Origin of the sequence: Geobacillus zalihae, assembly GCF_030414215.1 — a bacterium.
Lineage (GTDB): Bacteria > Bacillota > Bacilli > Bacillales > Anoxybacillaceae > Geobacillus > Geobacillus zalihae.
The window spans coordinates 280,001-304,587 of the sequence record NZ_CP129217.1 but is presented as its reverse complement, the minus strand read 5'-3'; the positions used below and the strand labels follow the sequence as shown (position 1 = coordinate 304,587).

General features: G+C 55.4%; 19 protein-coding genes, 2 rRNA genes and 1 riboswitch. Of the genes, 2 read left to right on the top strand and 19 right to left on the bottom strand.

Annotation, left to right across the window (positions count from 1 at the left end):
* Nucleotides 1-19: 19 nt before the first annotated feature.
* From pcrA to QWV57_RS01595, 5 genes are all read right to left on the bottom strand, one after another.
* A complete protein-coding gene (gene pcrA, locus QWV57_RS01615; protein WP_060788548.1) occupies nt 20-2,194 on the bottom strand; it encodes a DNA helicase PcrA in 2,175 nt (724 codons plus the stop codon).
* A 28-nt stretch (nt 2,195-2,222) separates the two neighbouring features.
* A complete protein-coding gene (gene pcrB, locus QWV57_RS01610; protein ID WP_053414305.1) occupies nt 2,223-2,942 on the bottom strand; it encodes a heptaprenylglyceryl phosphate synthase in 720 nt (239 codons plus the stop codon).
* Nucleotides 2,943-3,039: 97 nt separating this feature from the next.
* A complete protein-coding gene (locus tag QWV57_RS01605) occupies nt 3,040-3,375 on the bottom strand; it encodes a YerC/YecD family TrpR-related protein (protein ID WP_011229782.1) in 336 nt (111 codons plus the stop codon).
* A 92-nt stretch (nt 3,376-3,467) separates the two neighbouring features.
* Nucleotides 3,468-4,478, bottom strand: coding sequence for a DUF3048 domain-containing protein (locus QWV57_RS01600; protein ID WP_301100198.1), 1,011 nt, complete (start codon nt 4,476-4,478; stop codon nt 3,468-3,470).
* Nucleotides 4,479-4,505: 27 nt separating this feature from the next.
* The gene (locus QWV57_RS01595; protein WP_301100197.1) at nt 4,506-6,251 is read right to left on the bottom strand and encodes an adenine deaminase C-terminal domain-containing protein; all 1,746 of its coding nucleotides are present in this window, start codon (nt 6,249-6,251) and stop codon (nt 4,506-4,508) included.
* Nucleotides 6,252-6,348: 97 nt separating this feature from the next.
* Between QWV57_RS01595 and QWV57_RS01590 the strand changes: the two genes are divergently transcribed.
* On the top strand, nt 6,349-6,594 hold the full coding sequence (locus tag QWV57_RS01590) for a YgaP family membrane protein (RefSeq protein ID WP_013522825.1): 246 nt from the start codon (nt 6,349-6,351) through the stop codon (nt 6,592-6,594).
* A gap of 310 nt (nt 6,595-6,904) precedes the next feature.
* Here QWV57_RS01590 and purD read toward each other — a convergent pair whose 3' ends face one another.
* The 12 genes from purD to purE all read right to left on the bottom strand — a co-directional run bounded on the left by purD (nt 6,905) and on the right by purE (nt 19,765).
* A complete protein-coding gene (gene purD, locus QWV57_RS01585; protein ID WP_013522824.1) occupies nt 6,905-8,197 on the bottom strand; it encodes a phosphoribosylamine--glycine ligase in 1,293 nt (430 codons plus the stop codon).
* A 23-nt stretch (nt 8,198-8,220) separates the two neighbouring features.
* Nucleotides 8,221-9,759, bottom strand: coding sequence for a bifunctional phosphoribosylaminoimidazolecarboxamide formyltransferase/IMP cyclohydrolase (purH, locus tag QWV57_RS01580; RefSeq protein ID WP_060788540.1), 1,539 nt, complete (start codon nt 9,757-9,759; stop codon nt 8,221-8,223).
* Nucleotides 9,722-10,354 (bottom strand): phosphoribosylglycinamide formyltransferase, encoded by a 633-nt coding sequence (purN, locus tag QWV57_RS01575; RefSeq protein WP_015373815.1) that lies wholly within the window; start codon nt 10,352-10,354, stop codon nt 9,722-9,724. The genes purH and purN overlap by 38 nt, the downstream gene beginning before the upstream one ends.
* Nucleotides 10,351-11,391 (bottom strand): phosphoribosylformylglycinamidine cyclo-ligase, encoded by a 1,041-nt coding sequence (purM, locus tag QWV57_RS01570; RefSeq protein ID WP_081132872.1) that lies wholly within the window; start codon nt 11,389-11,391, stop codon nt 10,351-10,353. The genes purN and purM overlap by 4 nt, the downstream gene beginning before the upstream one ends.
* A gap of 123 nt (nt 11,392-11,514) precedes the next feature.
* On the bottom strand, nt 11,515-12,927 hold the full coding sequence (gene purF, locus QWV57_RS01565) for an amidophosphoribosyltransferase (protein WP_060788538.1): 1,413 nt from the start codon (nt 12,925-12,927) through the stop codon (nt 11,515-11,517).
* Nucleotides 12,903-15,131 (bottom strand): phosphoribosylformylglycinamidine synthase subunit PurL, encoded by a 2,229-nt coding sequence (purL, locus tag QWV57_RS01560; RefSeq protein ID WP_301100196.1) that lies wholly within the window; start codon nt 15,129-15,131, stop codon nt 12,903-12,905. The genes purF and purL overlap by 25 nt, the downstream gene beginning before the upstream one ends.
* Nucleotides 15,115-15,801, bottom strand: coding sequence for a phosphoribosylformylglycinamidine synthase subunit PurQ (purQ, locus tag QWV57_RS01555; protein ID WP_020756421.1), 687 nt, complete (start codon nt 15,799-15,801; stop codon nt 15,115-15,117). The genes purL and purQ overlap by 17 nt, the downstream gene beginning before the upstream one ends.
* The gene (purS, locus tag QWV57_RS01550) at nt 15,798-16,052 is read right to left on the bottom strand and encodes a phosphoribosylformylglycinamidine synthase subunit PurS (RefSeq protein WP_013522818.1); all 255 of its coding nucleotides are present in this window, start codon (nt 16,050-16,052) and stop codon (nt 15,798-15,800) included. The genes purQ and purS overlap by 4 nt, the downstream gene beginning before the upstream one ends.
* Entirely contained in the window at nt 16,040-16,768 is a 729-nt protein-coding gene (purC, locus tag QWV57_RS01545) for a phosphoribosylaminoimidazolesuccinocarboxamide synthase (protein ID WP_013522817.1), read from the bottom strand. The genes purS and purC overlap by 13 nt, the downstream gene beginning before the upstream one ends.
* A gap of 75 nt (nt 16,769-16,843) precedes the next feature.
* Nucleotides 16,844-18,139 (bottom strand): adenylosuccinate lyase, encoded by a 1,296-nt coding sequence (gene purB / locus QWV57_RS01540; RefSeq protein WP_013144127.1) that lies wholly within the window; start codon nt 18,137-18,139, stop codon nt 16,844-16,846.
* Entirely contained in the window at nt 18,136-19,284 is a 1,149-nt protein-coding gene (gene purK / locus QWV57_RS01535; protein WP_015373809.1) for a 5-(carboxyamino)imidazole ribonucleotide synthase, read from the bottom strand. Before purK ends, purB begins: the two co-directional genes overlap by 4 nt.
* Nucleotides 19,277-19,765 carry a 5-(carboxyamino)imidazole ribonucleotide mutase gene (gene purE / locus QWV57_RS01530; protein ID WP_013144125.1) on the bottom strand — a complete coding sequence of 163 codons (489 nt, stop codon included), beginning with the start codon at nt 19,763-19,765 and terminating at the stop codon, nt 19,277-19,279. Before purE ends, purK begins: the two co-directional genes overlap by 8 nt.
* A 110-nt stretch (nt 19,766-19,875) precedes the next feature.
* Nucleotides 19,876-19,977, bottom strand: a riboswitch (purine riboswitch).
* Nucleotides 19,978-20,125: 148 nt separating this feature from the next.
* Between purE and QWV57_RS01525 the strand changes: the two genes are divergently transcribed.
* Nucleotides 20,126-20,569 carry an Hsp20/alpha crystallin family protein gene (locus QWV57_RS01525; protein ID WP_081132875.1) on the top strand — a complete coding sequence of 148 codons (444 nt, stop codon included), beginning with the start codon at nt 20,126-20,128 and terminating at the stop codon, nt 20,567-20,569.
* A gap of 254 nt (nt 20,570-20,823) precedes the next feature.
* On the opposite strand, the gene rrf is transcribed toward QWV57_RS01525, so the two are convergent.
* A 5S ribosomal RNA gene (gene rrf, locus QWV57_RS01520) occupies nt 20,824-20,940 on the bottom strand.
* 476 nt (nt 20,941-21,416) lie between these two features.
* Nucleotides 21,417-24,346, bottom strand: a 23S ribosomal RNA gene (locus QWV57_RS01515).
* Nucleotides 24,347-24,587 lie beyond the last annotated feature (241 nt).

Genomic DNA, 24,587 nt, shown 5'->3' with positions numbered 1-24,587 from the left:
CGTTCACCCGTTCTCCTTTCTATACTTTCTCAATCGGCGCAAATTTAGCGAGCAGACGTTTAATGCCGATCGGGCTCGGGAAGGCGATATCGAGTTCTTGGTCGTCACCTTCGCCACGGACACTGACAACCGTACCGATTCCCCATTTCCGATGGTTCGCCCGGTCGCCGACTTTCCACACCCCGATGGCGCCGCCTGCCTGCAAGCGAGCGGACGCTGAACGGGAAACAGACGGTTTCCCGCGCGAGACTGTCTCCAGCAAATGCGCGGGAATCTCATCTAAAAAGCGCGACGGCCGGTTCATTTGGATGTTGCCAAACAGCGTCCGCATTTGCGCGTTCGTCAATACGAGCTCTTCCTCGGCCCGAGTGATGCCGACATACGCCAGCCGCCGCTCTTCTTCCATTTCATCCTCATTCTCCAGTGAACGAAGATGCGGAAAAATGCCTTCTTCCATGCCAATCAAAAACACGACCGGAAACTCAAGCCCTTTGGCGGCGTGCAGCGTCATGAAGACGACGGCATCGCCCTCGGCCGCCTGATCTGTCCCATTCAGCTCGTCCAAATCAGAAATGAGCGCCAAGTCGGTTAAAAAGGCGATGAGCGATTTATCGTCGCTCACATTTTCAAAATGCTTTGTCACCGACAAAAACTCGTCCAAGTTCTCAAGCCGGCTTTGCGCTTCAATCGTCCGTTCCGCCTTGAGCATCTCGCGGTAGCCCGATTGGTCGAGCACTTCCTCCACAAGTTCCGTCACCGGAACGTATTCTTGCAGCTGCGTCCATTGCTCAAGCTGTCCGCGAAACGCGGCGAGCGCCCCGGCCGTCTTCGCGCTGAAGCCGATCATCTCCAGCTCGCCGAGCGCTTCAAACAAGGACAGCTCATGCTCGGCCGCATAGCGGACAAGTTTGTCGATCGTAGAGGCGCCGATGCCGCGCTTTGGCACGTTGATGATGCGAAGCAAGCTCAAATCGTCATCGGGGTTGGCGATGACGCGCAAGTAAGCGAGAATGTCTTTAATTTCTTTCCGGTCATAGAACTTTAAGCCGCCGACGATTTGGTACGGAATGTTCGCTTTTAAAAACATTTCCTCGATGACGCGCGACTGGGCGTTCGTCCGATAAAGCACGGCAAAATCGCGGTAGCGGCGCTCCCCGCTCTCAACCGCCTCTTGAATGCGGCGGGCGACAAATTGCGCTTCGTCCACTTCGTTCATCGCTTCATAATAGACGATCGGCTTCCCTTCCGGGTTTTCCGTCCACAACCGCTTTGGCTTTCGATTGACGTTATGCGCAATGACTTCATTTGCCGCCTGCAGAATGCGTTTCGTCGAGCGGTAGTTTTGTTCAAGCAAAATGACTTTCGCGTTCGGGTAGTCGCGCTCAAACGATAAAATGTTGCGAATGTCCGCCCCGCGCCACCGGTAAATCGACTGGTCAGCGTCGCCAACGGCGCAAATGTTCTGAAAGCGTTCTGCCAGCTTTTTGACAAGCGTATATTGGGCGCGGTTCGTGTCCTGATACTCATCAATATGGATGTACTGGAACTTATATTGGTAATAGTGGAGCACATCCGGCACGCGGTCAAACAAGTGGATCGTCGTCATGATCAAATCGTCGAAATCGAGCGAATGATTCCGGAGAAGGCGCTGTTGATACTCTTGGTACACGTCGCCGACGATCTTTTCGTAGTACGTCGATGCCCGCTTCGCGAATTGCTCGGGCGTGAGCAAATCGTTTTTCGCCCCGCTGATCGTCGCTAAAATCGTCCGCGGCTCAAATTTTTTTGGATCGATATTTTTGTCTTTCAAAATCGCTTTGATGACCGAAAGCTGATCCGTCGGGTCAAGGATGGAAAAATTGCGATTGATGCCGATGCGGTCAATGTCGCGGCGCAGCATGCGGACGCACATCGAATGGAACGTCGAAATCCACACGTCTTCCGCCGCCCCGCCTAAGAGCGCCTGCACCCGCTCCTTCATTTCACGCGCCGCTTTGTTCGTAAACGTAATGGCTAAAATATTCCACGGCGCCACCTGTTTTTCCGCCATCAAATAGGCGATCCGGTGCGTCAGCACGCGCGTTTTTCCGCTGCCCGCTCCCGCCATGATGAGCAATGGGCCTTCTGTCGTTTTAACGGCTTCTTGCTGCTCTTTGTTTAAATGCGCAAGCAGCTTTTCCGATAAAAAATTCATCATGTCCACCACCAATAAACCATATGTTCTATTTTCCATCATCGCCGCTGCGTTGACCAGCCATCTGCTTCACCGCCGCCACCGTCGCCAACGCCTGTTCGAACGCGTCGTAAATCGCGTTGCCGACGACCACCGTATCGGCATAACGCGCCATATGCTCCGCCTGCTCAGGCGTTGTGATCCCTCCACCATAAAACAGCTGCGTCTGATCAAGCACTTGTTTCACTTTTTCCACTAAAGACGGATCGCCATAGACGCCGCTATACTCAAGGTAAAAAATCGGCAACCTGTACAAATGTGCGGCGAGGCGGGCGTACGCCACGACATCATCATCGGTGAGCGCCGCGTCGGCCTCGGCTAGCTCCGCCGCTTTGCAGGCTGGATTTAAAATGCAGTAACCTTCAGCGAAAATCTCATCCCAGTTCATGACATCGCCGTATTGTTTCACCGCCTCATGATGACGGCCGATGATCCACTCCGCCTGCCGGCTGTTTAACACGATCGGAACCAAATATACGTCAAATCCCGGCGTCAGCGCTTCGACGTCGGTGACTTCGAGCGCGCATGGCACCGAAAAACGGCGGATGCGAGCCAATAAATCCAGCACGTTGTCGATGGTCACCCCGTCGGTTCCGCCGACGATGACGGCATCCGTTCCCGACTCGCAAAGGCGCTCAAGGCGCTCGTCATCAATCGGTTTATTCGGGTCGAGTTTAAACACATGGCGCCAAGCGCGAATCTCCTCCATAGCGGCAACCCTCCACTCCGTCTCCATTGTTCCATTATAACAAATCCGCAAAAAGAAAAGGAGTTCCTTTGCAAATGGAAGGAATCTCCTTGCCGCGTCAGTCTGTGACCGCTTCGTTGGCTTCTTTCTCTTCTTGCTGTTGCTCCTCTTTAATGCGATCGAGCGCCATGGCGTAAGCATCATTGCCGTAGTTGAGGCAGCGCTTGACGCGCGAAATCGTCGCCGTGCTCGCTCCGGTTTCCGTTTCGATTTTGTGATACGTATATCCTTCGCGCAGCATGCGGGCGACCTCAAGCCGCTGGGCGAGCGCCTGGATTTCATTCACGGTGCATAAATCATCAAAAAAACGGTAACATTCTTCTAAATCGCGCAGCGATAAAATCGCTTTAAACAGTTGATCCAACTCTCTGCCGCGCAGTTTGTCAATTTGCATAGCTGCTTCCTCCTTGCGTTTTGGCGGGAAAAATGTTGTAGCCAACCAATCTGCGAATCCACCGCCCCTTTGCCTTGCAACAGACAAGGCGGTTATGATTTCCACTGGACGATCGCCAGTTCCGGCACGATATTGATCCACGTTTTTCCCGACACGAATCCGATCGGAGCCCCGTTATGGTACGGCAGCAGCCGGCCGTCGACGTTTTTCCATTCGATCAGCTGCATGACGCCGCCCTGCAGCAAGTACCCCTTGCCGCCGGAGACGAGGTCGATGTCGCGCCGCCCGTGGCTGTCAACCACTTGATGGTGGGCGGCGATGATCATGACGTTTTGCACGACAACCGGCTTATGCGTATCATAATCGATCGTTTGCTCGCCGCCGCTGTACCGGTAATACCCCTTTTGTTCCGAAACATATTGGTATTCGACCTGGGCATAGGCGCGATGCGAATAGGCGATGTGAACCGTCCCGACCTTTTGGCCGCTCGGCTCATCGGTGCGAAACGATAGCGGGGCAACGTGGTCCGTCCAAGCATACCCGTTTTGTTCCGCCCCTTTTTCAATGTTGGCAAACGTAATGTACGAGTTGTGCGGCGCCTTGCGGAACGGGACGCGCTGAAACAATGTGCCGTCATAAAACAATCCGTTCAAATAGTCGATTCCGCCTCCCTCAAGACGCGCTTTCGCCTCCGGACTCCAGCCATGGCATACATACAGTGCATGGTAACCTTCACTCAAGTCAATATAGTAATCACGCGCGCTTCGCACCGGTCCGACCCGCTCCGGCAATTCGCTTTGATACAACGCCAACAAACGGGTGATATCGCCCTCGGCGAGCACCTCATACACGATGTCCGCCTTGCTTAATCCCGACTGTGGGCGCGCCTTCGGGTGGTTGTTGATCATCACGCCGACGACCCGCTGATGGATGTTCCCTTTCGCCGGCAGCCCCGTCAGCGGGAACGTTTGTTGTTCCTCCGCCCGAGGCTTGGACGGCTGCTCCTGCCGAGGAGCCGGTTCGGCGTGCTTCGGCTCGCTTTTGGTCGTGCAGCCGCCTAACAACAATACCGCGCAACTGACAGCGAACAGCCAATGTTTCAATGGACACACAACCTTTTCTTTTTTATTTTACCGCATTATCGAAGGAAAGAGTACCGTTTTGTGCATGACATCATAAATCCCGCGTTGCGTGACACGCACATACGGCAGGTGGGTTGACTGTAAAAACAGCAGCGAATACACCGGGTCTTCGAATGGATATCCGCGCTCACGCAGCAAACGGACGAACGTTTTTTCTTCGTTGATCAATTCATCCACCTCCAAGGAGGACATCATGCCGCCTAAAGGAAGCGAGAGCTCAAACAAAATCTCTCCGTCCTCAGCGAGCACAATGCCGCCGCCGATCTCCTTCATCCGCCGGAAGGCGAGCATCATATCTTCCTTATGCTTGCCGATCAAAATCAAATCCCCGGTGTTCGAGTAAGAACTCGCCAGCCCGCCAAGCACCGATGAAAAACCTTTTAACATCGTATTGACGCGCCAGCGGCCGTTTCGGTCAAACAAGGCCAGAAAACACTCATCATGGTCATGCCCTAAACGATCGCGCGACGTATCAATCGACACGGAATACGGTTTTAAAATGACGGCGTTTTCCATGCGCAGTCCCATCGGCATCGAAAACTGCAAATCATTCCAGTCCACCTCCCATGGCAACGATAACGGCCGAATGCCAAACTGCCCCCATTCCAGATCTGGCCAGAGAGGCGGCGCTTCTCCATCGCGCTTCACCCATTCGCCTTTGGCGAGCACTTGCGCCGGCGTCGGATCGTGAGCCGAGCGCAAAAAGTTGATATGAGCGATGCGGCCGGTGGCAATGCTGCCGTGAAGATGCTCGATGCCGTAGTGGCGGGCGGCGTTGATCGTCGCCATCGCATAGGCATCGATCACCGGCACGCCATGCTCGATCGCGATGCGGATCAGCCAATCGATCACTCCATTCTCATAAAACGATGGCGGCGAGCCATCCGTCGTCAACAAGCATTTATCATAATGCCGGATGCCAAGCGCTTTCATCTCTTCAAGCAGCACCGGCAAATCGGGGCGAATCGAGGAATGCCGAAGCGCGACGGTATAGCCGTGCCAAAGGCGCATGCGCACTTCCTTTCCCGTCATTGCCTCATGATCGCCATCTGCGCCAAAGAGCGCCATTTTGACAAGCGTCTTTTCCGACGCCCCCGGAAAATGCCCTTCAATTTTGCGGCGTCGCCGATGCGCTTCTTGCATCCAGTACAAGATGATGTCATCGCCGCTCGCCACTTTTGGCCATGAGGTCAACTCACCGCCTTGAAGCACCGCCTCTTGGTCAAGCCAGCGCTTGATCCGAGCATTGGACACTTGTTCCTCTTCGCGCTCGAGCTCCGTTTGCCCATCAAATCGGCACCACCAATACATCGACGTTGGAAGCGCATTCATTTCTTGTAAAAAGAAAAGCGCTTCTTCATCATCGAGCTGCAAAAGCAAAAACAAGTTATCGTTGAGGAGTGTTGTTGTTCCGTGCGCCGCTGCATAACGGGCAAATGAATGGGGATTATATAATTGAAATGGATGGACATGCGGCTCGATGTAGCCGGGAACGAGCACATATCCACGGCAGTCGACGATTTCACACGCCTCGTCGACCTGATCAGGAAGACGCTCTCCGGCATACACGATGCGATCTCCATGGATCCATATGTTTCCTTTTACCCATTCACGAAAATACGAGTGCAAATACGTCGCATTCACCAATACTTTCGTCGGCGATTGTTTGCCATCAATCACCGCTGCTTGTGCACGCAGTTCGCTGCCTTTCCATCGGTAACGTTGTTCGCCCATTGATACCCCGTCCCTTGTTTCCTAATCGTTCCATACAACCATTTTAACGCACAAAAGCGACTTTCACAATAAAAAATATTAAGGAGGGGACAGACCGATGGCGAATATCGGCATTGTGAACGCATTGATTCGCATCACGGTTGGCCTGACTGTCATCGCCTGGGCCACCGCCCGCCTGGCTCGGCGGCCTTGGTGCACATCCTATTTGTGGGCCGCTTTGCTTGGAGCGATGAAAGTCGGAGAAGGGATCACCCGTTTTTGTCCGATGACCGCTCTGTTTGACAATATGCAGCGCCGACAGCTGCTTGAAGAGGAAAAGGAAGCGGTCGTCAATCCGACATGAGGGAGGACATCCGTTCGACGTTGCGCACCGCTTTTTCCAATATCCTCCATACCACCGTCATTCGGCAACATTTTTCGCATCGTGAGTGATGCGTGCTGCTTCGGTATCGAAGCGGCCCGTGAAGAGTGCAGACTGTCAACGAAAGAGAAGAAAGCAACATGATTCGCGGCTTGGCATTGTGGACTAGCCAAACATCATCAAAAAAGGTGTCCCATACTTGGGACACCTTCGACTACAAAGGAGTGAACCACCTTGCTGCTCGAGTATATGACCGATATGTCGTTCGTATTGGCCGCGTTAATCGGCGGCATTATCGCCCTTTCATACGTGTATATGCGGCGGAGGCGCGTTCGATAGCGCGCCGGCCGATATCGCGGCGGTAAAATAAACCGTCACAGTCGATCGCGGCCAATTGCTCGTACGCTCTTTCCTTCGCTTCGGCAAGCGTCTCCCCTTTGGCCGCTAACAGGAGAACGCGTCCGCCATTGGTGTACCATGCGCCGCCTTCTCGTTTGGTGCCAGCATGGAACAACAACGCATCAGGGGAAATTCGGTCCAACCCGCGGATTTCGGCCCCGCGCTCGTACGCGCCGGGGTAACCTTTCGCTGCCAGCACGACGCCAAGCACCGCCTCGTCCGTCCATTCAAGCTCCAACTCTTTTCCATCCATCACCGCTAGTACCGCTTCCACCAAATCGGTCTTCAGCCGCGGTAGCACGACTTGTGCCTCTGGGTCGCCAAAACGGGCGTTGAATTCGATCACTTTCGGCCCCGTTGCTGTTTCGATCAGCCCGGCATACAGCACGCCGGTAAACGGCCGGCCTTCAGCCACTAACGCTTTGGCGGCCGGACGCAAGATCGTCTCCAGCGCTGTTTCCACCGTCTCCGCCGAGATTTGCGGCACCGGCGAGTAGGCTCCCATGCCGCCGGTGTTCGGTCCTTCGTCTCCGTCATACGCCCGCTTATGGTCTTGGGCGATGGAGAGCGGATACACCTTCTCGCCGTTAACGAACGCCATAAACGAAAATTCTTCCCCTTCTAAATACTCCTCAATGACAACTTGACTGCCGGCTGTGCCGAATTGTCCGTCGACAAGCGCTGCCTTCGCCGCGGCAAGCGCGTCTTCCACCGTTTGGGCGACGGTGACGCCTTTTCCGGCGGCCAATCCGTCCGCTTTCACGACGATCGGCGCGCCTTTTTGTTCAATGTACGCTTTCGCTTCTTCGTATGACGTAAAGGTCGCATGGTCCGCCGTTGGGATGCCGTATTTCTTCATCAGCTCTTTGGCAAACGCCTTGCTTCCTTCGATGAGCGCCGCCCTCTGGCTTGGGCCGAAAATGCGAAGCCCCTCGGCCATAAAACGGTCAACAATGCCGGAAGCAAGCGGCGCTTCCGGCCCGACGATCGTCAAATCGATCGCCTGTTGTTTCGCAAACTGCACCAATGCCTCAATATCGAGCTCATCAATAGGAATCAGTTCCGCCACGTCCGCGATGCCCGGGTTTCCCGGCGCTACATACAGCTTGCCAACAAGCGGGCTTTGCGCCGCTTTCCAGGCGATGGCGTGCTCGCGCCCGCCTCGTCCGATGACCAGTACATTCATCGTCTCCCTCTCCTTTGCCACACTTAATGTTTAAAGTGGCGCACGCCGGTGAAGACCATGGCGATGCCGTATTCATCCGCTTTGCGGATCGAGTCGGCGTCGCGAATCGAGCCGCCCGGCTGAATGATCGCGGTAATGCCGGCTTTCGCCGCCGCCTCGACCGTATCGTCCATCGGGAAGAACGCATCGGACGCCAACACGGCGCCAACCGCCTGTTCCCCAGCCTGTTCAATCGCAATTTTGGCCGCGCCGACCCGGTTCATTTGCCCGGCGCCAACGCCGACCGTCATCCCGTTTTTGGCCAGTACAATCGCATTCGATTTCACATGTTTGACAACCTTCCAAGCAAACCGAAGCTGTTCGCGCTCAGCCTCGGTCGGCTCGCGCTTCGTTACGACATTCCATTCGGCGTCTTCAAGCGTGAACGTATCGGCCTCTTGGACGAGCAAGCCGCCATTGACGGAAACGAGCATGTTTTCCTTGACGTCCGGCGCGGTAAAATCAAGCGTCAACAGACGGATGTTTTTCTTTTTCGTCAAAATGGCAAGCGCCTCGTCGCTGAATGACGGAGCGATGACGATTTCCAAAAAGATGTCGTGCATCCGTTCGGCTGTTTCTTTGTCCACTTCACGGTTGACCGCAATAATGCCGCCGAAAATCGAGACTGGATCGGCTTCGTACGCTTTCGTAAACGCCTCAAGAAGCGTCGCGCCGACGCCGACGCCGCACGGGTTCATATGTTTGATGGCGGCCACAGCCGGCTCTTGAAATTCGCGAATGAGGTTGATCGCCGCATTGGCGTCGTTAATGTTGTTGTACGACAACTCTTTGCCATGCAGCTGTGTCGCGTTGGCAATCGAGAACGCCGCACCGAGCGGCTTGGCATAAAACGCTGCCGATTGATGCGGATTCTCGCCATAGCGCAATGATTGTTTTTTCGTATACGTGACCGTGAGCGTTTCCGGATAGTTCTCTCCGGTGAGGTTTGTCAAATACTCCGCAATCATCGCGTCATACGCCGCCGTATGGCGGAACGCTTTCGCCGCCAGTTGTTGCCGCGTTTTTACTTGGATCGAACCGGTCATTTTCAGTTCTTCAATCACTATCGGATAGTCGGCTGGATCGACGACAATCGCGACATCAGCATAGTTTTTCGCCGCCGCCCGCACCATCGTCGGGCCGCCGATATCGATGTTTTCAATCGCCTCGGCGAGCGTCACATCCGGTTTGGCGATCGTTTGTTGGAACGGATACAAGTTGACGACGACCAAATCGATCGGGCGAATGCCGTGCTCTTTAAGCGCCGCTTGGTGGCGCTCATCGCTGCGCACCGCCAAAATGCCGCCGTGAATGGCCGGATGCAATGTTTTGACGCGCCCGTCCAAAATTTCCGGAAAGCCGGTGACATCGGAAATCGAAATGACGGGAACGCCGGCGTCTTCAAGCGCTCGTTTTGTCCCACCGGTCGAAATGATATCAATGCCAAGTTCAGCCAGCTGCTTCGCAAACGGAATGATGCCTTCCTTATTGGACACGCTGATCAATGCTCGTTTCACTGCCATCGTTCTCGATCCTTTCTTCCTGTTGTTCCTTTTCCCCTAGCAGCATGCGCAACACCGTCGGGTACAGCTCGTGTTCGACTTGATGGATGCGCGCCTCAAGCGCCTCGATCGGCTCGCCCGGCACGATCGGAACAACGCGCTGGGCGATGACCGGCCCGGTGTCCATCCCTTCATCAACGTAATGAACGGTGACCCCTGTTTCCAAAACGCCAGCCCGATACGCTTGGCCGATCGCATCCTTGCCCGGAAACGCGGGCAACAGCGACGGATGGATGTTGACGATTTTCCCTTCATAGGCGGAAAGCAAAGTCGGCCCGATCAAGCGCATATAGCCGGCCAACGCAATCCAGTCGATTTGGCGTTCCTTTAGCTCACGCAAAATCTCGCTCTCAAACGCCGCTTTGGACGGGTAGTCTTTTGGAGAAAACACAAACGCCGGCACGTTTTCGCGCGCCGCTCGTTCAATGACTTTCGCACCTGGGCGGTCGCAGACCAAAAGCGCCACACGAGCCGGCAAATCGCCGCGCTTGGCCGCGTCGACGATCGCTTGAAAGTTCGTGCCGCTTCCTGAGGCGAACACCGCCAGCCGCTTCATGCCCGGCCCCCTCCAGCAAACGACACGCCCGCTCCTTCGGCCACTTCGCCGATGATGTACGCCGGTTCGCCTCGTTCCGAAAGCCACTCAACAAGAGGCGCCGCCGTTTCCGGACTGACAGCGAGCACAAGGCCGATGCCCATATTAAAGACGGAAAACATCTCTTCTTCCTCAAGCTCGCCTTTTTGGCGCAACAAGTCAAAAATTGGCAAAACCGGCCATGAACCGAGCTGAATGCGCGCGCCGATTCCTGGCGGCAGCATGCGCGGAATGTTTTCGATCAACCCGCCGCCGGTAATATGCGCCATCCCTTTGATCGTAAACCGCTCGCGCACAGAGCGCAACAGTTTCGCATAAATGCGCGTCGGCTTCAATAACTCCTCGCCGAGCGGAACATCAAGCGGCTCGTAAATCTCATTAAGCGACAATTTCGCTTGTTCAAACACGATGCGGCGCACAAGCGAATAGCCGTTGCTGTGAAGGCCGCTTGATGGCAGGCCGACAAGCGCATCGCCCGCTTGAATCGTCTCTCCGGTTATGAGTCGCTCTTTTTCCGCAACGCCGACCGCAAACCCAGCCAAATCATACTCATCTTCATCATACATTCCTGGCATTTCCGCGGTCTCCCCGCCGATCAAGGCGCAGCCGGCTTCGACGCAGCCGTCGGCCACCCCTTTGACGATGGCGGCGATTTTCTCCGGCACCGCCTTGCCGCAAGCGATATAGTCGAGGAAAAAGAGCGGCTCCGCCCCTTGGACAATAATATCGTTGACACACATAGCGACACAGTCGATGCCGATCGTATCATGCCGGTCAAGCAAAAACGCTAGTTTCAACTTCGTTCCGACACCGTCCGTGCCGGAGACAAGCACCGGCTGGCGGTAACCAAGCGCGGATAGATCAAACAAGCCGCCAAACCCGCCGATCCCACCCAGCACTTCGGGACGCATCGTTTTTTGCACGTGCTCTTTCATGAGGGCGACGGCCTGATAACCAGCCTCGATGTCGACCCCTGCTTGTTTGTATGCCTTTGCCACGTCAACTCCTCCTTTTCGCCGCCCATCACGCTCAGGACGCCAGGCGACGCTCTTGTTGCGCAGCGTTTCTCTCGTGGAAACGCGCCACCACACTCGTCAGCTGCACCGGTTATACTTCCTCCATCATTTCATCGTCAGACATGGCCGCGCCGTTTGACCGAGACGGGTCGGATATTGGCCAGTGAAACACGCCAAACATTGCCCGCGCTCTGGCGAGACGTCCGGACGCCCGATGGCCTCAAGCATCCCTTCCTGGCTGATAAAGGCGAGGGAATCAGCGCCAATCAAGCGCCGAATCTCTTCAACAGTGCGATTCGCCGCGATCAATTCTTCCTTTGACGACGTATCAATGCCGTAAAAGCAAGGATGGGTGATCGGCGGCGCGCTGATGCGCACGTGCACTTCGACCGCTCCCGCTTCGCGGAGCATCGAGACGATGCGCCGGCTCGTCGTCCCGCGCACGATTGAATCGTCGACCATCACAACCCGTTTGCCGGCCACAACCCCGCGCACCGGCGACAGCTTCATTTTCACTCCTTGCTCGCGCAACGCCTGCGACGGCTGGATGAACGTCCGCCCGACATATCGGTTTTTAATCAACCCCAATTCGTATGGAATGCCGCTCGCCTCAGCATAGCCGATGGCAACGGAGATGCTTGAGTCCGGCACGCCGGTGACGATGTCAGCGTCGGCCGGAGCCTCGAGCGCCAGCCGTTTTCCTAAATTTTTGCGGGCCGTATGGACGTTGATGCCATCGACATGGCTGTCCGGACGAGCGAAATAAATGTACTCCATGCTGCAAATCGACCGCGGCTGCCTAGAAGCGAACCGTTCTGAACGCACCCCTTCGCGGCTGATGATGAGCAATTCCCCAGGCGCCACTTCCCGCTCGTATGTGGCGCCGATGACGTCAAACGCGCACGTTTCCGACGCCACGACATACGCCGAGCCGAGCCGGCCGAGCGACAGCGGCCGAAACCCGTGCGGATCAAGCGCCGCATAGAGCGCCTTTTCCGTCAGCAGCAAAAACGCAAACGCCCCTTCGATCTGACTGAGCGCCTCTTTCATTTGCTCGACAAACGTCGGCGCTTGGCTGCGGCGGATGAGATGGGCGAACACTTCCGTATCCGATGTCGTCTGAAAAATGCTTCCTTGTCCTTCAAGCGCGAGCTTCAACTCGATGGCGTTTGTCAAGTTGCCGTTATGGGCCAACGCCATCGCGCCGGTTTGCGAGCGGAACAAGAGCGGCTGCACGTTTTCATAGCCGCCCCCACCCGCCGTCGAATAGCGGACATGACCGATGGCCGCCGCCCCTTTGAGTGCATCGAGCGTGCCGCTTTGAAACACGTCCGTCACCAGCCCCAGCCCTTTATGACCGGATAAGCTCCCGTTATGCGCCGCCACGATGCCGGCCCCTTCCTGCCCACGGTGCTGCAGGCTGTGAAGCCCGTAGTATGTGAGCCGGGCGGCGTCTTCATGCCCCCAAATGCCGAAAATGCCGCACTCCTCGTTCAATCCTTTGATTTCAGCAAGCATGGAATAGCCCCTTTCCAGACATTTCGCATCTTGGCAACGGAAAGGTGAATGAGCGTCTCACCGTGCTCCCCGTTCACCACGAATGCGCCATCGTCTGTCACTTCGCCGATTTGTTTCGCTTCAACCAGTTGCTCAAACGCCTCTTTTTGCTCTTTTTTCACCGAGACAACAAAGCGTGATTGCGTTTCGCTGAACAGTTCACTGACGAGGTCACCGCCGATCGTCACCTTGGCGCCAAGCCCCGAGGCACCCATGACACACTCAGCAAGCGCAACGGCTAATCCTCCTTCGGCAATATCATGCGCTGACGCCACCACCCCCGCGCGGATCGCTGCAAGCAGCTGGCGCTGGCGGCTTGCTTCCACCTCTAAGTCAATCTCCGGTGCTTTTCCAAAAATGCGGCCTTCCAGCCATTTTTGCAACTCGCTGCCGCCAAACTCCGGCTTCGCCTCGCCGATCACGTAAATGAGGTCGCCCGCTTGCTTAAACGACTGAGTCGTAATATGGGAAAGATCATCAATGAGACCGACCATGCCAACGACCGGGGTTGGGTACACGGCCTCGCCGTTCGTTTCATTGTACAGCGAGACGTTGCCGCTCACGACCGGCGTCCCGAGCGCCCGGCACGCTTCGCTCATCCCGTCGACTGCTTTTTCGAGCTGCCAGAAAATCTCCGGCTTTTCCGGGCTGCCAAAGTTGAGGCAGTCCGTAATGGCGAGCGGCTTCGCTCCGGAGCAGACGACATTGCGCGCCGCCTCGGCGACGGCGATTTTCCCGCCCGTTTCCGGATCCAAATACAAGTAGCGCGAGTTGCAATCCGTCGTCAGCGCGAGCGCCTTGTTCGTGCCGCGGATGCGCACGACCGCCGCGTCCGATCCCGGGGCGACGACCGTATTCGTCCGCACCATATAGTCGTACTGGTCGTACACCCATTCTTTGCTCGCAATCGTCGGCTGGGCGAGCAGCCCGAGCAATGTTTGGTTGTAGTCTTCGATGTGCGGAGTATACGGCGGCATCGCTTGAAACTCGCGGTAATAAGCCGGCTCGGCAGACGGTTTATGATACACCGGCGCGTCTTTCGCCAAGGCGTCCACCGGAATTTCCGCCGCCACCTCGCCTCGGAACAAGAGGCGGAGCATTTTGTCATCGGTCACTTTGCCGATTGCTTTGGCCTCTAGGCCGTATTTGGCAAAAATCGCGGCGATTTCGTCTTCACAACCTTGCTTGACAACAAGCAACATCCGTTCCTGCGATTCGGACAGCATCATTTCATACGGCGTCATGCCTGCCTCACGCTGCGGGACGAGATCCAAATTCATTTCAATGCCAAATCCGCCTTTGCTTGCCATCTCGGCGGATGAACTCGTGAGTCCTGCCGCCCCCATATCTTGAATGCCGACTAACGCATCGGACTTGACTGCTTCAAGACACGCCTCAAGCAGCAGTTTTTCCATAAACGGGTCGCCGACTTGCACGGCGGGACGCTTTGCTTCCGACTGTTCGCTCAACTCTTCCGAAGCAAACGTCGCCCCGTGGATGCCGTCGCGGCCCGTTTTCGCCCCGACGTACATGACCGTGTTGCCGACCCCGGTCGCCACGCCGCGCTGAATGTCCTCATGGCGGATGATCCCGACGCACATGGCGTTGACCAATGGGTTGCCTTCATACGCCGGGTCGAACTGCACCTCGCCGCCGACAGTTGGGATGCCGACGCAGTTGCCGTACCCGGCAATGCCAGCGACGACCTGCTCAAACAAATATTTGACGCGCGGCGACGTCAGTTCGCCAAACCGAAGCGAGTTCAAAAGCGCGATCGGCCGCGCCCCCATCGAAAAGACGTCGCGGATGATGCCGCCGACCCCGGTCGCCGCCCCTTGATACGGCTCGATCGCTGACGGATGGTTATGGCTTTCGATTTTAAACGCCACCGCCAGCCCGTCCCCAATATCGACAATGCCCGCACCCTCACCCGGCCCTTGCAGCACGTGCGGACCATCAGTCGGGAATTTTTTCAGCACCGGCTTCGAGTTTTTGTAGCTGCAATGCTCCGACCACATGACGGCAAAAATGCCGGTTTCCGTGTAGTTCGGCAGCCTCCCCAAAATCGCTTCAATGCGCGCAAACTCTTCATCTGTTAACCCCATCTCACGGTACAACTTTTGTTCTTTGATCATCGCCGCGCTCGGCTCAAGCAGTAACGACATGCGTCTCCCTCCAATAGTTGACGATCGATCGGAATAGTTTCAATCCGTCCGCGCTGCCGAGCAAGGCGTCGACCGCCCGCTCCGGATGCGGCATCATGCCGAGCACATTGCCCCGTTCATTGACGATGCCGGCAATATCCGCCAAGCTGCCGTTCGGATTTTCTCCATGGTAACGGAACACGATTTGCCGGTTCTTGACAAGGCGCTCGAGCGTCTGTTCATCGCAATAATAATTCCCTTCGCCATGGGCGATTGGAATTGTAATGACTTCGCCTTTTTCGTAGGCAGACGTAAACATCGTTTCATGATTTTCCACCGTCAGCTGGACCGGCCGGCAGATGAATTTCAACCCTTGATTGCGGCGCATCGCCCCAGGAAGCAAGCCGGCTTCGAGCAAAATTTGAAACCCGTTGCACACGCCAAGCACCGGTTTTCCGGCGTCAGCTGCCTGTTTGACGGCAGCCATTACTTTCGAAAAGCGGGCGATCGCCCCCGAACGCAAGTAATCGCCGTACGAAAAGCCGCCTGGAAGCAAAATGGCGTCAAAACGGTCTAGATCGTCCTCGTCATGCCAAACGTATTCGACCTCTTCGCCAAGTTCATCGGCGATCGCATGATACATATCGACATCGCAATTCGATCCCGGAAACACAACGACGGCAAACTTCATCGGGCGACGGCCTCCTCGATTTCATAGCGGTAGTCTTCAATCACCGGGTTGGCAAGCAGTTTTTCACACATCTCGCGAACGAGCTCGTTGATGTCGCGGTCGCTCTCTTCAATCACGAGCTCCATAAACTTCCCGATTCGTACATCTTTCACTTCCGTATACGATAAGCTGTGCAGCGCCCCTTTTACAGCGATCCCTTGCGGATCCAACACACTCTCTCGCAACGTGACATACACTTTTACTTTGTACATGCCGATTCTCCCCCTAACCGTTGTAAAATGACTTCGTATGCGTCCGTCAAACTGCCCAAGTCGCGGCGGAACACGTCTTTGTCGAGCTTTTCGTTCGTCTTTGCGTCCCATAACCGGCACGTGTCCGGTGAAATCTCATCCGCCAAGAGGATGGCTCCGTCTGCTGTACGGCCGAACTCAAGCTTAAAATCAATCAACCGCACGTTCCGCTCGGCAAAATGGAGGCGCAGCACGTCATTCACCGCCAGCGCGGCCTGCTTCAGCGCGGCGATTTCCTCGCGGCTGGCGAGTTTTAAAATGAAGATATGATCTTCCAACAACAACGGGTCGCCAAGGTCGTCGTTTTTGTAATAAAACTCAACAAGCGGCGCCTCAAGCGGCGTCCCTTCCTCTAGACCGATCCGCTTGGCTAAACTTCCCGCTACCACATTGCGGACAACGACTTCAAGCGGGATGATCGTCACGCGCCGGACCAATTGTTCCGTTGGCGACAGCTTTTCAATAAAATGATTGGCAATGCCTGCTTCGCGCAGCTTCAAAAACAACAAGCTGGAAATCTCGTTATTGAGCCGCCCCTTGCCGGCGATCGTCGCCTTTTTTTCGCCGTTAAACGCCGTTGCGCTGTCTTTGTACTCGACCCAAAGCACATCTGGCTCGTCAGTCGCGTAAATTTTTTTCGCTTTCCCTTCATATAACAGCTGTTGTTTCGTCGGCACGATCAACGCCTCCGTTTATCCAGAAGATTGAAAATCTTTTGTATAGCCGGCCGGCTTCGACCAGCCGGCAGCCGCTCACTCCAACCCTAAGCGGGCAAAAATCGTATCGACATGTTTCAAATGATGACGATAATCAAAACAATCATCGAGTTCCTCTTTCGTCAGCCGGCTCATGATCCGCTCATCCGCTTCAAGAAGCGAGCGGAACGGCACTTGTCTCTCCCACGCTTCCATCGCTTTCGGCTGCACCAAATCGTACGCCTCCTCGCGCGTCATCCCCTTGTCGATCAAGGCAAGCAAGACTCGCTGTGAATAAATGAGCCCGAACGTGCGCTCCATATTTTTTTTCATGTTTTCCGGGTACACAAGCAAATGTTTCACGATATTCGCGAATCGGTTCAACATATAATTCAACGCAATCGTCGCATCCGGCAAAATGATGCGCTCGGCCGACGAATGGGAAATGTCGCGTTCATGCCAAAGCGGCACGTTTTCGTACGCTGTCACCATATACCCGCGGATGACGCGCGCCATGCCGGTCATGTTTTCCGAACCGATCGGATTGCGCTTATGCGGCATCGCTGATGAGCCTTTTTGTCCTTTGGCAAAAAACTCTTCGACTTCGCGGACTTCGCTTTTTTGCAAGCCGCGAATCTCGACGGCAAATTTTTCAATCGATGTCGCAATTAAGGCCAATGTCGCCATATAGTAAGCGTGGCGGTCGCGCTGCAGCGTCTGCGTCGAAATCGGCGCCGGCGTCAAGCCGAGTTTTTCACAAACATACTGCTCCACAAACGGATCCACGTTGGCGTACGTGCCGACTGCGCCGGAAATTTTCCCTACTTCCACCATCTTGGCTGCTTGTTCAAACCGCTCCAAGTTCCGTACCATCTCGGCATACCAAAGCGCCAGCTTCAGCCCGAACGTCGTCGGTTCGGCATGAACGCCGTGCGTGCGCCCCATCATGACCGTGTATTTATGTTCGCGCGCTTTCTCTTTCAGCACTTGAATGAAGTTTTCCAAATCACGCCGCAAAATCGCGTTCGCCTGCTTTAACAAGTAGCCGAGCGCCGTATCGACAACATCGGTCGACGTGAGACCATAATGCACCCATTTTCGTTCTTCCCCAAGCGTCTCAGAAACGGCGCGGGTGAAGGCGACGACATCGTGGCGCGTTTCTTCTTCGATTTCCTTAATGCGGTTGACGTCAAACGACGCGTTTTCACGCAGGCGGCGGACATCTTCTTTTGGGATGACGCCAAGCTCGGCCCACGCCTCGCACGCGAGCAGTTCCACCTCAAGCCATGCCTTAAAGCGGTTTTCCTCGGTCCAAATCGCTCCCATTTCCGGTCTTGTGTAACGTTCAATCATCCTCGTTCCAGCCTCCGATCATGCCAAATTTGCCACGATTCGATTCGCGCCAACGCCGCCTCGACATCGTCTGCCAGCACCGTCACATGCCCCATTTTCCGCTTCGGCTTCGCTTCGTGTTTGCCGTACAGATGGACGTAGGTCCCCCCGTCGAACGCACCGATATGCCGAATGACCGGCTCGACGTGCTCGCCTAAAATATTGACCATCACCGCCGGCTTCAACAATTCGGTCGATCCGAGCGGCCAGTTGCAAACAGCGCGGATGTGCTGGGCAAACTGCGACGTCGCGCATGCATTGATTGTATAATGTCCGGAGTTGTGCGGTCTAGGGGCCAGCTCATTAATATAAATATCCCCGTCCGCAGTCAAAAACATTTCCACCGCCAGCGTCCCAACGAGCGAAAACGATGCGGCCAACACTTCCGCGTAGCGAATGGCCCGCTCTTGCACGCTTTCCGGAATTCGGGCCGGAACGATCGTTTGATGCAAAATGTTCTCGACATGAACATTTTCCGCCACTGGAAAAACAGCCGTCTCACCATCGAGGTTGCGGGCGACAATGACCGACATTTCCTTCACAAACGGCACCCAGCCTTCCAAAATGCATGGGCCAAGCCCAAGCAAATCAGCCGCTTTGGCTAGATCGCCTTCGCCGCGCAGCACATATTGCCCTTTGCCGTCGTAGCCGCCGCGCCGCGTTTTCAAGACGCACGGAAAGCCGATCATGGCAACGGCCTGTTCCAACTCATCCCATCCGTCCACTTCCCTATACGGCGCCACCGGCAACCCGGCCTCCACAATCGCCGCTTTCTCCAACGCCCGGTCTTGTGTCACCGCCAGCAGTCGGCTTCCTTGCGGGACATAGGCGTTTGCCTCCAGCCACTCAAGCGCTCGCGCATCGATATTTTCAAATTCGTACGTAATGACATCGCTCACGCAGGCCAGTTCAGCGATGGCGTCCAAATCATGATAAGGCGCCGTAATCTCCACATCGGCCACTTGCCCGCACGGGGAGTCAGGCGTTGGGTCGAGCACGGCAATGCGAAAACCCATCTCGCGCGCCGCCAAAGCCATCATCCGCCCGAGCTGCCCCCCGCCGATGATGCCGATCGTCTGCCCAGGAACGATCCGTTGCTTAGTCAAATTGATCACTGCTTTCTACGATTTGTTTGCGAATCGCTTCCCGCCGAGCTTTGAGCGCCTCCATATAGCGTGGCTCAAGCAGTCCAAGAATCGATGCGGCGAGCAGTCCGGCGTTGGTCGCCCCCGCCTTGCCGATCGCCACCGTCGCTACCGGCACCCCGCCTGGCATTTGCACAATCGACAATAACGAGTCAAGTCCATTCAATGCTTTTGACTGCACGGGCACCCCAATCACCGGCAGCGTCGTTTTCGCCGCGATCATCCCCGGCAAATGAGCCGCCCCGCCAGCGCCGGCAATGATCACGCGGATGCCGCGCTCCTCGGCTGTCTCCGCATACCGAAACATCTCATCCGGCGTCCGGTGCGCCGATACGACTTTTTTCTCAAACGGAACACCCAATTCCTCCAAAATGGCGCAAGCATGTTTCATCGTTTCCCAATCCGAATGGCTTCCCATGATCACCCCAACGAGCGGGCTCATACCGTTTCACTCCTTTTGCTAGCACAACAAAACCCAGAACATGCGTTCCCATCCGTAAACGAGGGAAAGCATCGTTCCGGGCTTTGACAGTTGCTGATCGAAAAAAAGCCAAAACCGATCCTTTCCCTCATAGTCCAATCATTTACGGTGATTGGGTAGAAACTTTTGGGCCATATTCCCAAAATTATATGAGGGATCTTCTCATACACTATGAAGTTACCTTTATAGTAGCAGGTTTTTTTTCGGCGTGTCAAGGAAAAAATCGAACATTTAGTATTTCATCAAAGCAAATGTTCGTGTTTTTTGAATCACCAAACGAAGAAGACGGCATATGATGAAGGAGCGGAGGAGGGAGACGTTATGACCAACGAAAATCCATTTATGCCGTTTTCCGATTGGACAAAACATTGGCAGCAATTTTTTCAAAATGATTTTTGGGGAAGCATCCAGCCGTTGCTGCCGTCATCGAACAAGCCATCATCCGGTATGAACATTTACAAAAAAGACAACGAGCTGCTCGTTGTCATCAGCCTCCCGGGGCTCGAAAAAATCGAAGATGCAGAAGTGTATGTATCATACAAAACGTTGGAAGTGAAGGCAACCATTAATCTAAACTTCAAAGGGTTTGAGCTAGTAGAAGAAGGCCTTTTCCAAGGCCAATTCCAAAAAACAATCCCACTGCCGTTCGCCGTCAAAGAGGACCGCATCGAAGCAACATACCATAACGGCCTGTTGTTCATCCACCTGCATCGACTCATCCCTGACGAGCCGAAAAAGAAAATTGTCATCAAAAAAAGCGAATAATCTCCCCCACGAGTCCAAAAAAGGAGATACCTGCCTTTCCGAAAAAAATAAAAAAAGAGGGTGTCCATGCCGTACAGGACACCCTTACGCGAGTTTCCGTTTCCTATCGCTTTTATGAAAAAGGGGGTCTAGGAAACGATGATCACGCTTTACATTTTGGGGGAGAGGATTGAAAATGGCGTCATTCAAAATGACTCATTTCCCATTAGGCAAAAATAATGAGAGAACCATTCAGCTCCCTCATTTTTTTGCCTGCCTAGCAGCGACCTACTCTTGCAGGGGCGCTGGCCCCAACTACCATCGGCGCTGGAGGGCTTAACTTCCGTGTTCGGGATGGGAACGGGTGTTTCCCCTCCGCCATAGCCACTAGGCAAGCGGTTGGATTTTGACATCATTTATTATACTTGAAAAACAAACAATGTCAAGAAGGAAATTCATTCCTTCAAAACTAGATAACCGTCGGAAGAAGCCGCTCGCCTGCGCTTTTCGCATTGTCCAGCTCCGGCTCGCCGCCGCTCGGGGTCAAATAACCTTCGCCTTCGGGATGTGAACATCCCTGCAGGCGAAGAACATTTGCCCGTCGCGGCGACCCGCTCGCCTGCGCTTTTCACTGTCTAGTTCCGGCCGCCATCGGCTCGCGACGCTTCGGTCCTGCTGCGGCGGCGACAGCCTCCTCGCAGGCCCTCCAGCGCACCTCGCCGATAAGCGGGCGGCCTCCACTTTTCTTGCTGTCCAGTTCCAGCGCCTAGCTCTCTTCTGCCAAATAACCTTCCCCCTCGGGGTGCAAGCACCCCTGCGGGTGAAGAACATTTGGCTTCGAGAGCTAAACGCGGCGCTTTCACTTTTCTAGGTTAAGCCCTCGATCGATTAGTATCCGTCAGCTCCACGTGTCGCCACGCTTCCACCTCGGACCTATCGACCTCGTCATCTTCGAGGGATCTTACCCGCCTGACGCGGTGGGAAATCTCATCTTGAGGGGGGCTTCACGCTTAGATGCTTTCAGCGCTTATCCCGTCCGCACATAGCTACCCAGCGGTGCCCCTGGCGGGACAACTGGTACACCAGCGGTGCGTCCATCCCGGTCCTCTCGTACTAAGGACAGCTCCTCTCAAATTTCCTCCGCCCGCGACGGATAGGGACCGAACTGTCTCACGACGTTCTGAACCCAGCTCGCGTACCGCTTTAATGGGCGAACAGCCCAACCCTTGGGACCGACTACAGCCCCAGGATGCGATGAGCCGACATCGAGGTGCCAAACCTCCCCGTCGATGTGGACTCTTGGGGGAGATCAGCCTGTTATCCCCGGGGTAGCTTTTATCCGTTGAGCGATGGCCCTTCCATGCGGAACCACCGGATCACTAAGCCCGACTTTCGTCCCTGCTCGACCTGTCCGTCTCGCAGTCAAGCTCCCTTGTGCCTTTGCACTCTCCGAATGATTTCCAACCATTCTGAGGGAACCTTTGGGCGCCTCCGTTACCTTTTGGGAGGCGACCGCCCCAGTCAAACTGCCCACCTGACACTGTCTCCCACCCCGTTAAGGGGTGCGGGTTAGAATTTCAATACCGCCAGGGTGGTATCCCACCGCCGCCTCCACCGAAGCTGGCGCTCCGGCTTCCCAGGCTCCCACCTATCCTGTACAAGCGATACCAAAATTCCATATCAGGCTGCAGTAAAGCTCCACGGGGTCTTTCCGTCCTGTCGCGGGTAACCTGCATCTTCACAGGTAGTATAATTTCACCGGGTCTCTCGTTGAGACAGCGCCCAAGTCGTTACACCTTTCGTGCGGGTCGGAACTTACCCGACAAGGAATTTCGCTACCTTAGGACCGTTATAGTTACGGCCGCCGTTTACTGGGGCTTCGGTTCGCACCTTCGCTTCCGCTAAGCGCTCCCCTTAACCTTCCAGCACCGGGCAGGTGTCAGCCCCTATACGTCGCCTTTCGGCTTCGCAGAGACCTGTGTTTTTGATAAACAGTCGCTTGGGCCTTTTCACTGCGGCTCTTCAGGGCTCTTCACCCCAAAGAGCACCCCTTCTCCCGAAGTTACGGGGTCATTTTGCCGAGTTCCTTAACGAGAGTTCTCCCGCGCGCCTTAGGATTCTCTCCTCGCCTACCTGTGTCGGTTTGCGGTACGGGCACCTCTTCCCTCGCTAGAGGCTTTTCTTGGCAGTGTGAAATCGGGGACTTCCGGATCACTCCGTCGCCGTCACCGCTTGGCCTTATGATCCGCGGATTTGCCTGCGGATCAGCCTCACGGCTTGGACAGGCTCTTCCATCCGCCTGCTCGCCCTATCCTCCTGCGTCCCCCCATCGCTCAAACGGGAAGAAGGTGGTACAGGAATCTCAACCTGTTGTCCATCACCTACGCCTTTCGGCCTCGGCTTAGGTCCCGACTAACCCTGAGCGGACGAACCTTCCTCAGGAACCCTTAGGCTTTCGGCGCAGAGGATTCTCACCTCTGTTTTCGCTACTCATACCGGCATTCTCACTTCTAAGCGCTCCACCAGTCCTTCCGGTCTGGCTTCTCTGCCCTTAGAACGCTCCCCTACCGATGACCAACGGTCATCCCGCAGCTTCGGCGGCACGTTTAGCCCCGGTACATTTTCGGCGCAGAGTCACTCGACCAGTGAGCTATTACGCACTCTTTAAATGGTGGCTGCTTCTAAGCCAACATCCTGGTTGTCTTTGCAACTCCACATCCTTTTCCACTGAACGTGCACTTCGGGGCCTTAGCTGGCGGTCTGGGCTGTTCCCCTCTCGACCACGGATCTTATCACTCGCAGTCTGACTCCCGGGCATAAGTCATTGGCATTCGGAGTTTGACTGGGTTCGGTAACCCGGTTTGGGCCCCTAGCCCAATCAGTGCTCTACCTCCAAGACTCCTAAACCCGAGGCTAGCCCTAAAGCTATTTCGGGGAGAACCAGCTATCTCCAAGTTCGATTGGCATTTCACCCCTACCCACACCTCATCCCCGCACTTTTCAACGTGCGTGGGTTCGGGCCTCCAGCCGGTGTTACCCGGCCTTCACCCTGGACATGGGTAGATCACCTGGTTTCGGGTCGACGACGACGTACTCACACGCCCTGTTCAGACTCGCTTTCGCTGCGGCTCCGCCTCTTCGGCTTAACCTCGCACGCCATCGTCACTCGCCGGTTCATTCTACAAAAGGCACGCCATCACCCATCAACGGGCTCTGACTACTTGTAGGCACACGGTTTCAGGTTCTCTTTCACTCCCCTCCCGGGGTGCTTTTCACCTTTCCCTCACGGTACTGGTGCACTATCGGTCACTAGGGAGTATTTAGCCTTGGGAGATGGTCCTCCCTGCTTCCGACGGGATTTCCCGTGTCCCGCCGTACTCAGGATCCGCTCGGGAGGGAACGAAGTTTCGACTACAGGGCTCTCACCTTCTCTGGCCGGCCGTTCCAGACCGGTTCGTCTACCCCGTCCCTTTCTCACTCCCATCGTGAGCGGTCCTACAACCCCAAGAGGACATGCCTCTTGGTTTGGGCTGTTCCCGTTTCGCTCGCCGCTACTTGGGGAATCGCGGTTGCTTTCTTCTCCTCCGGGTACTAAGATGTTTCAGTTCCCCGGGTGTGCCCTCCATGCCCTATGGATTCAGGCATGGATACTGCCCCATTACGGACAGTGGGTTCCCCCATTCGGACATCTCCGGATCAACGCTTGCTTACAGCTCCCCGGAGCGTTTCGGCGTTTGCCCCGTCCTTCATCGGCTCCTAGTGCCAAGGCATTCACCGTGCGCCCTTTCTAGCTTAACCTATTGCGCTCTCGGCTTCTTCCTTTGCTTTTCCGGTTATCTAGTTTTCAAGGAACGAAGTTGCTGCCTTGAACCTGCTTCTTCGCTGGTTTGCGTCGAGGAATTCGGCTTCTCCGAATCCGCTTGTAGACGCAGACGCAAACGAGACTACTTCTTGAATTCACTTCTCTGCAGTCTTGCATCGAGGAATCCCACTTCCTCGAATCTGCTAGAAGACGCAGATGCAAAGTAGCTCCTTTGAA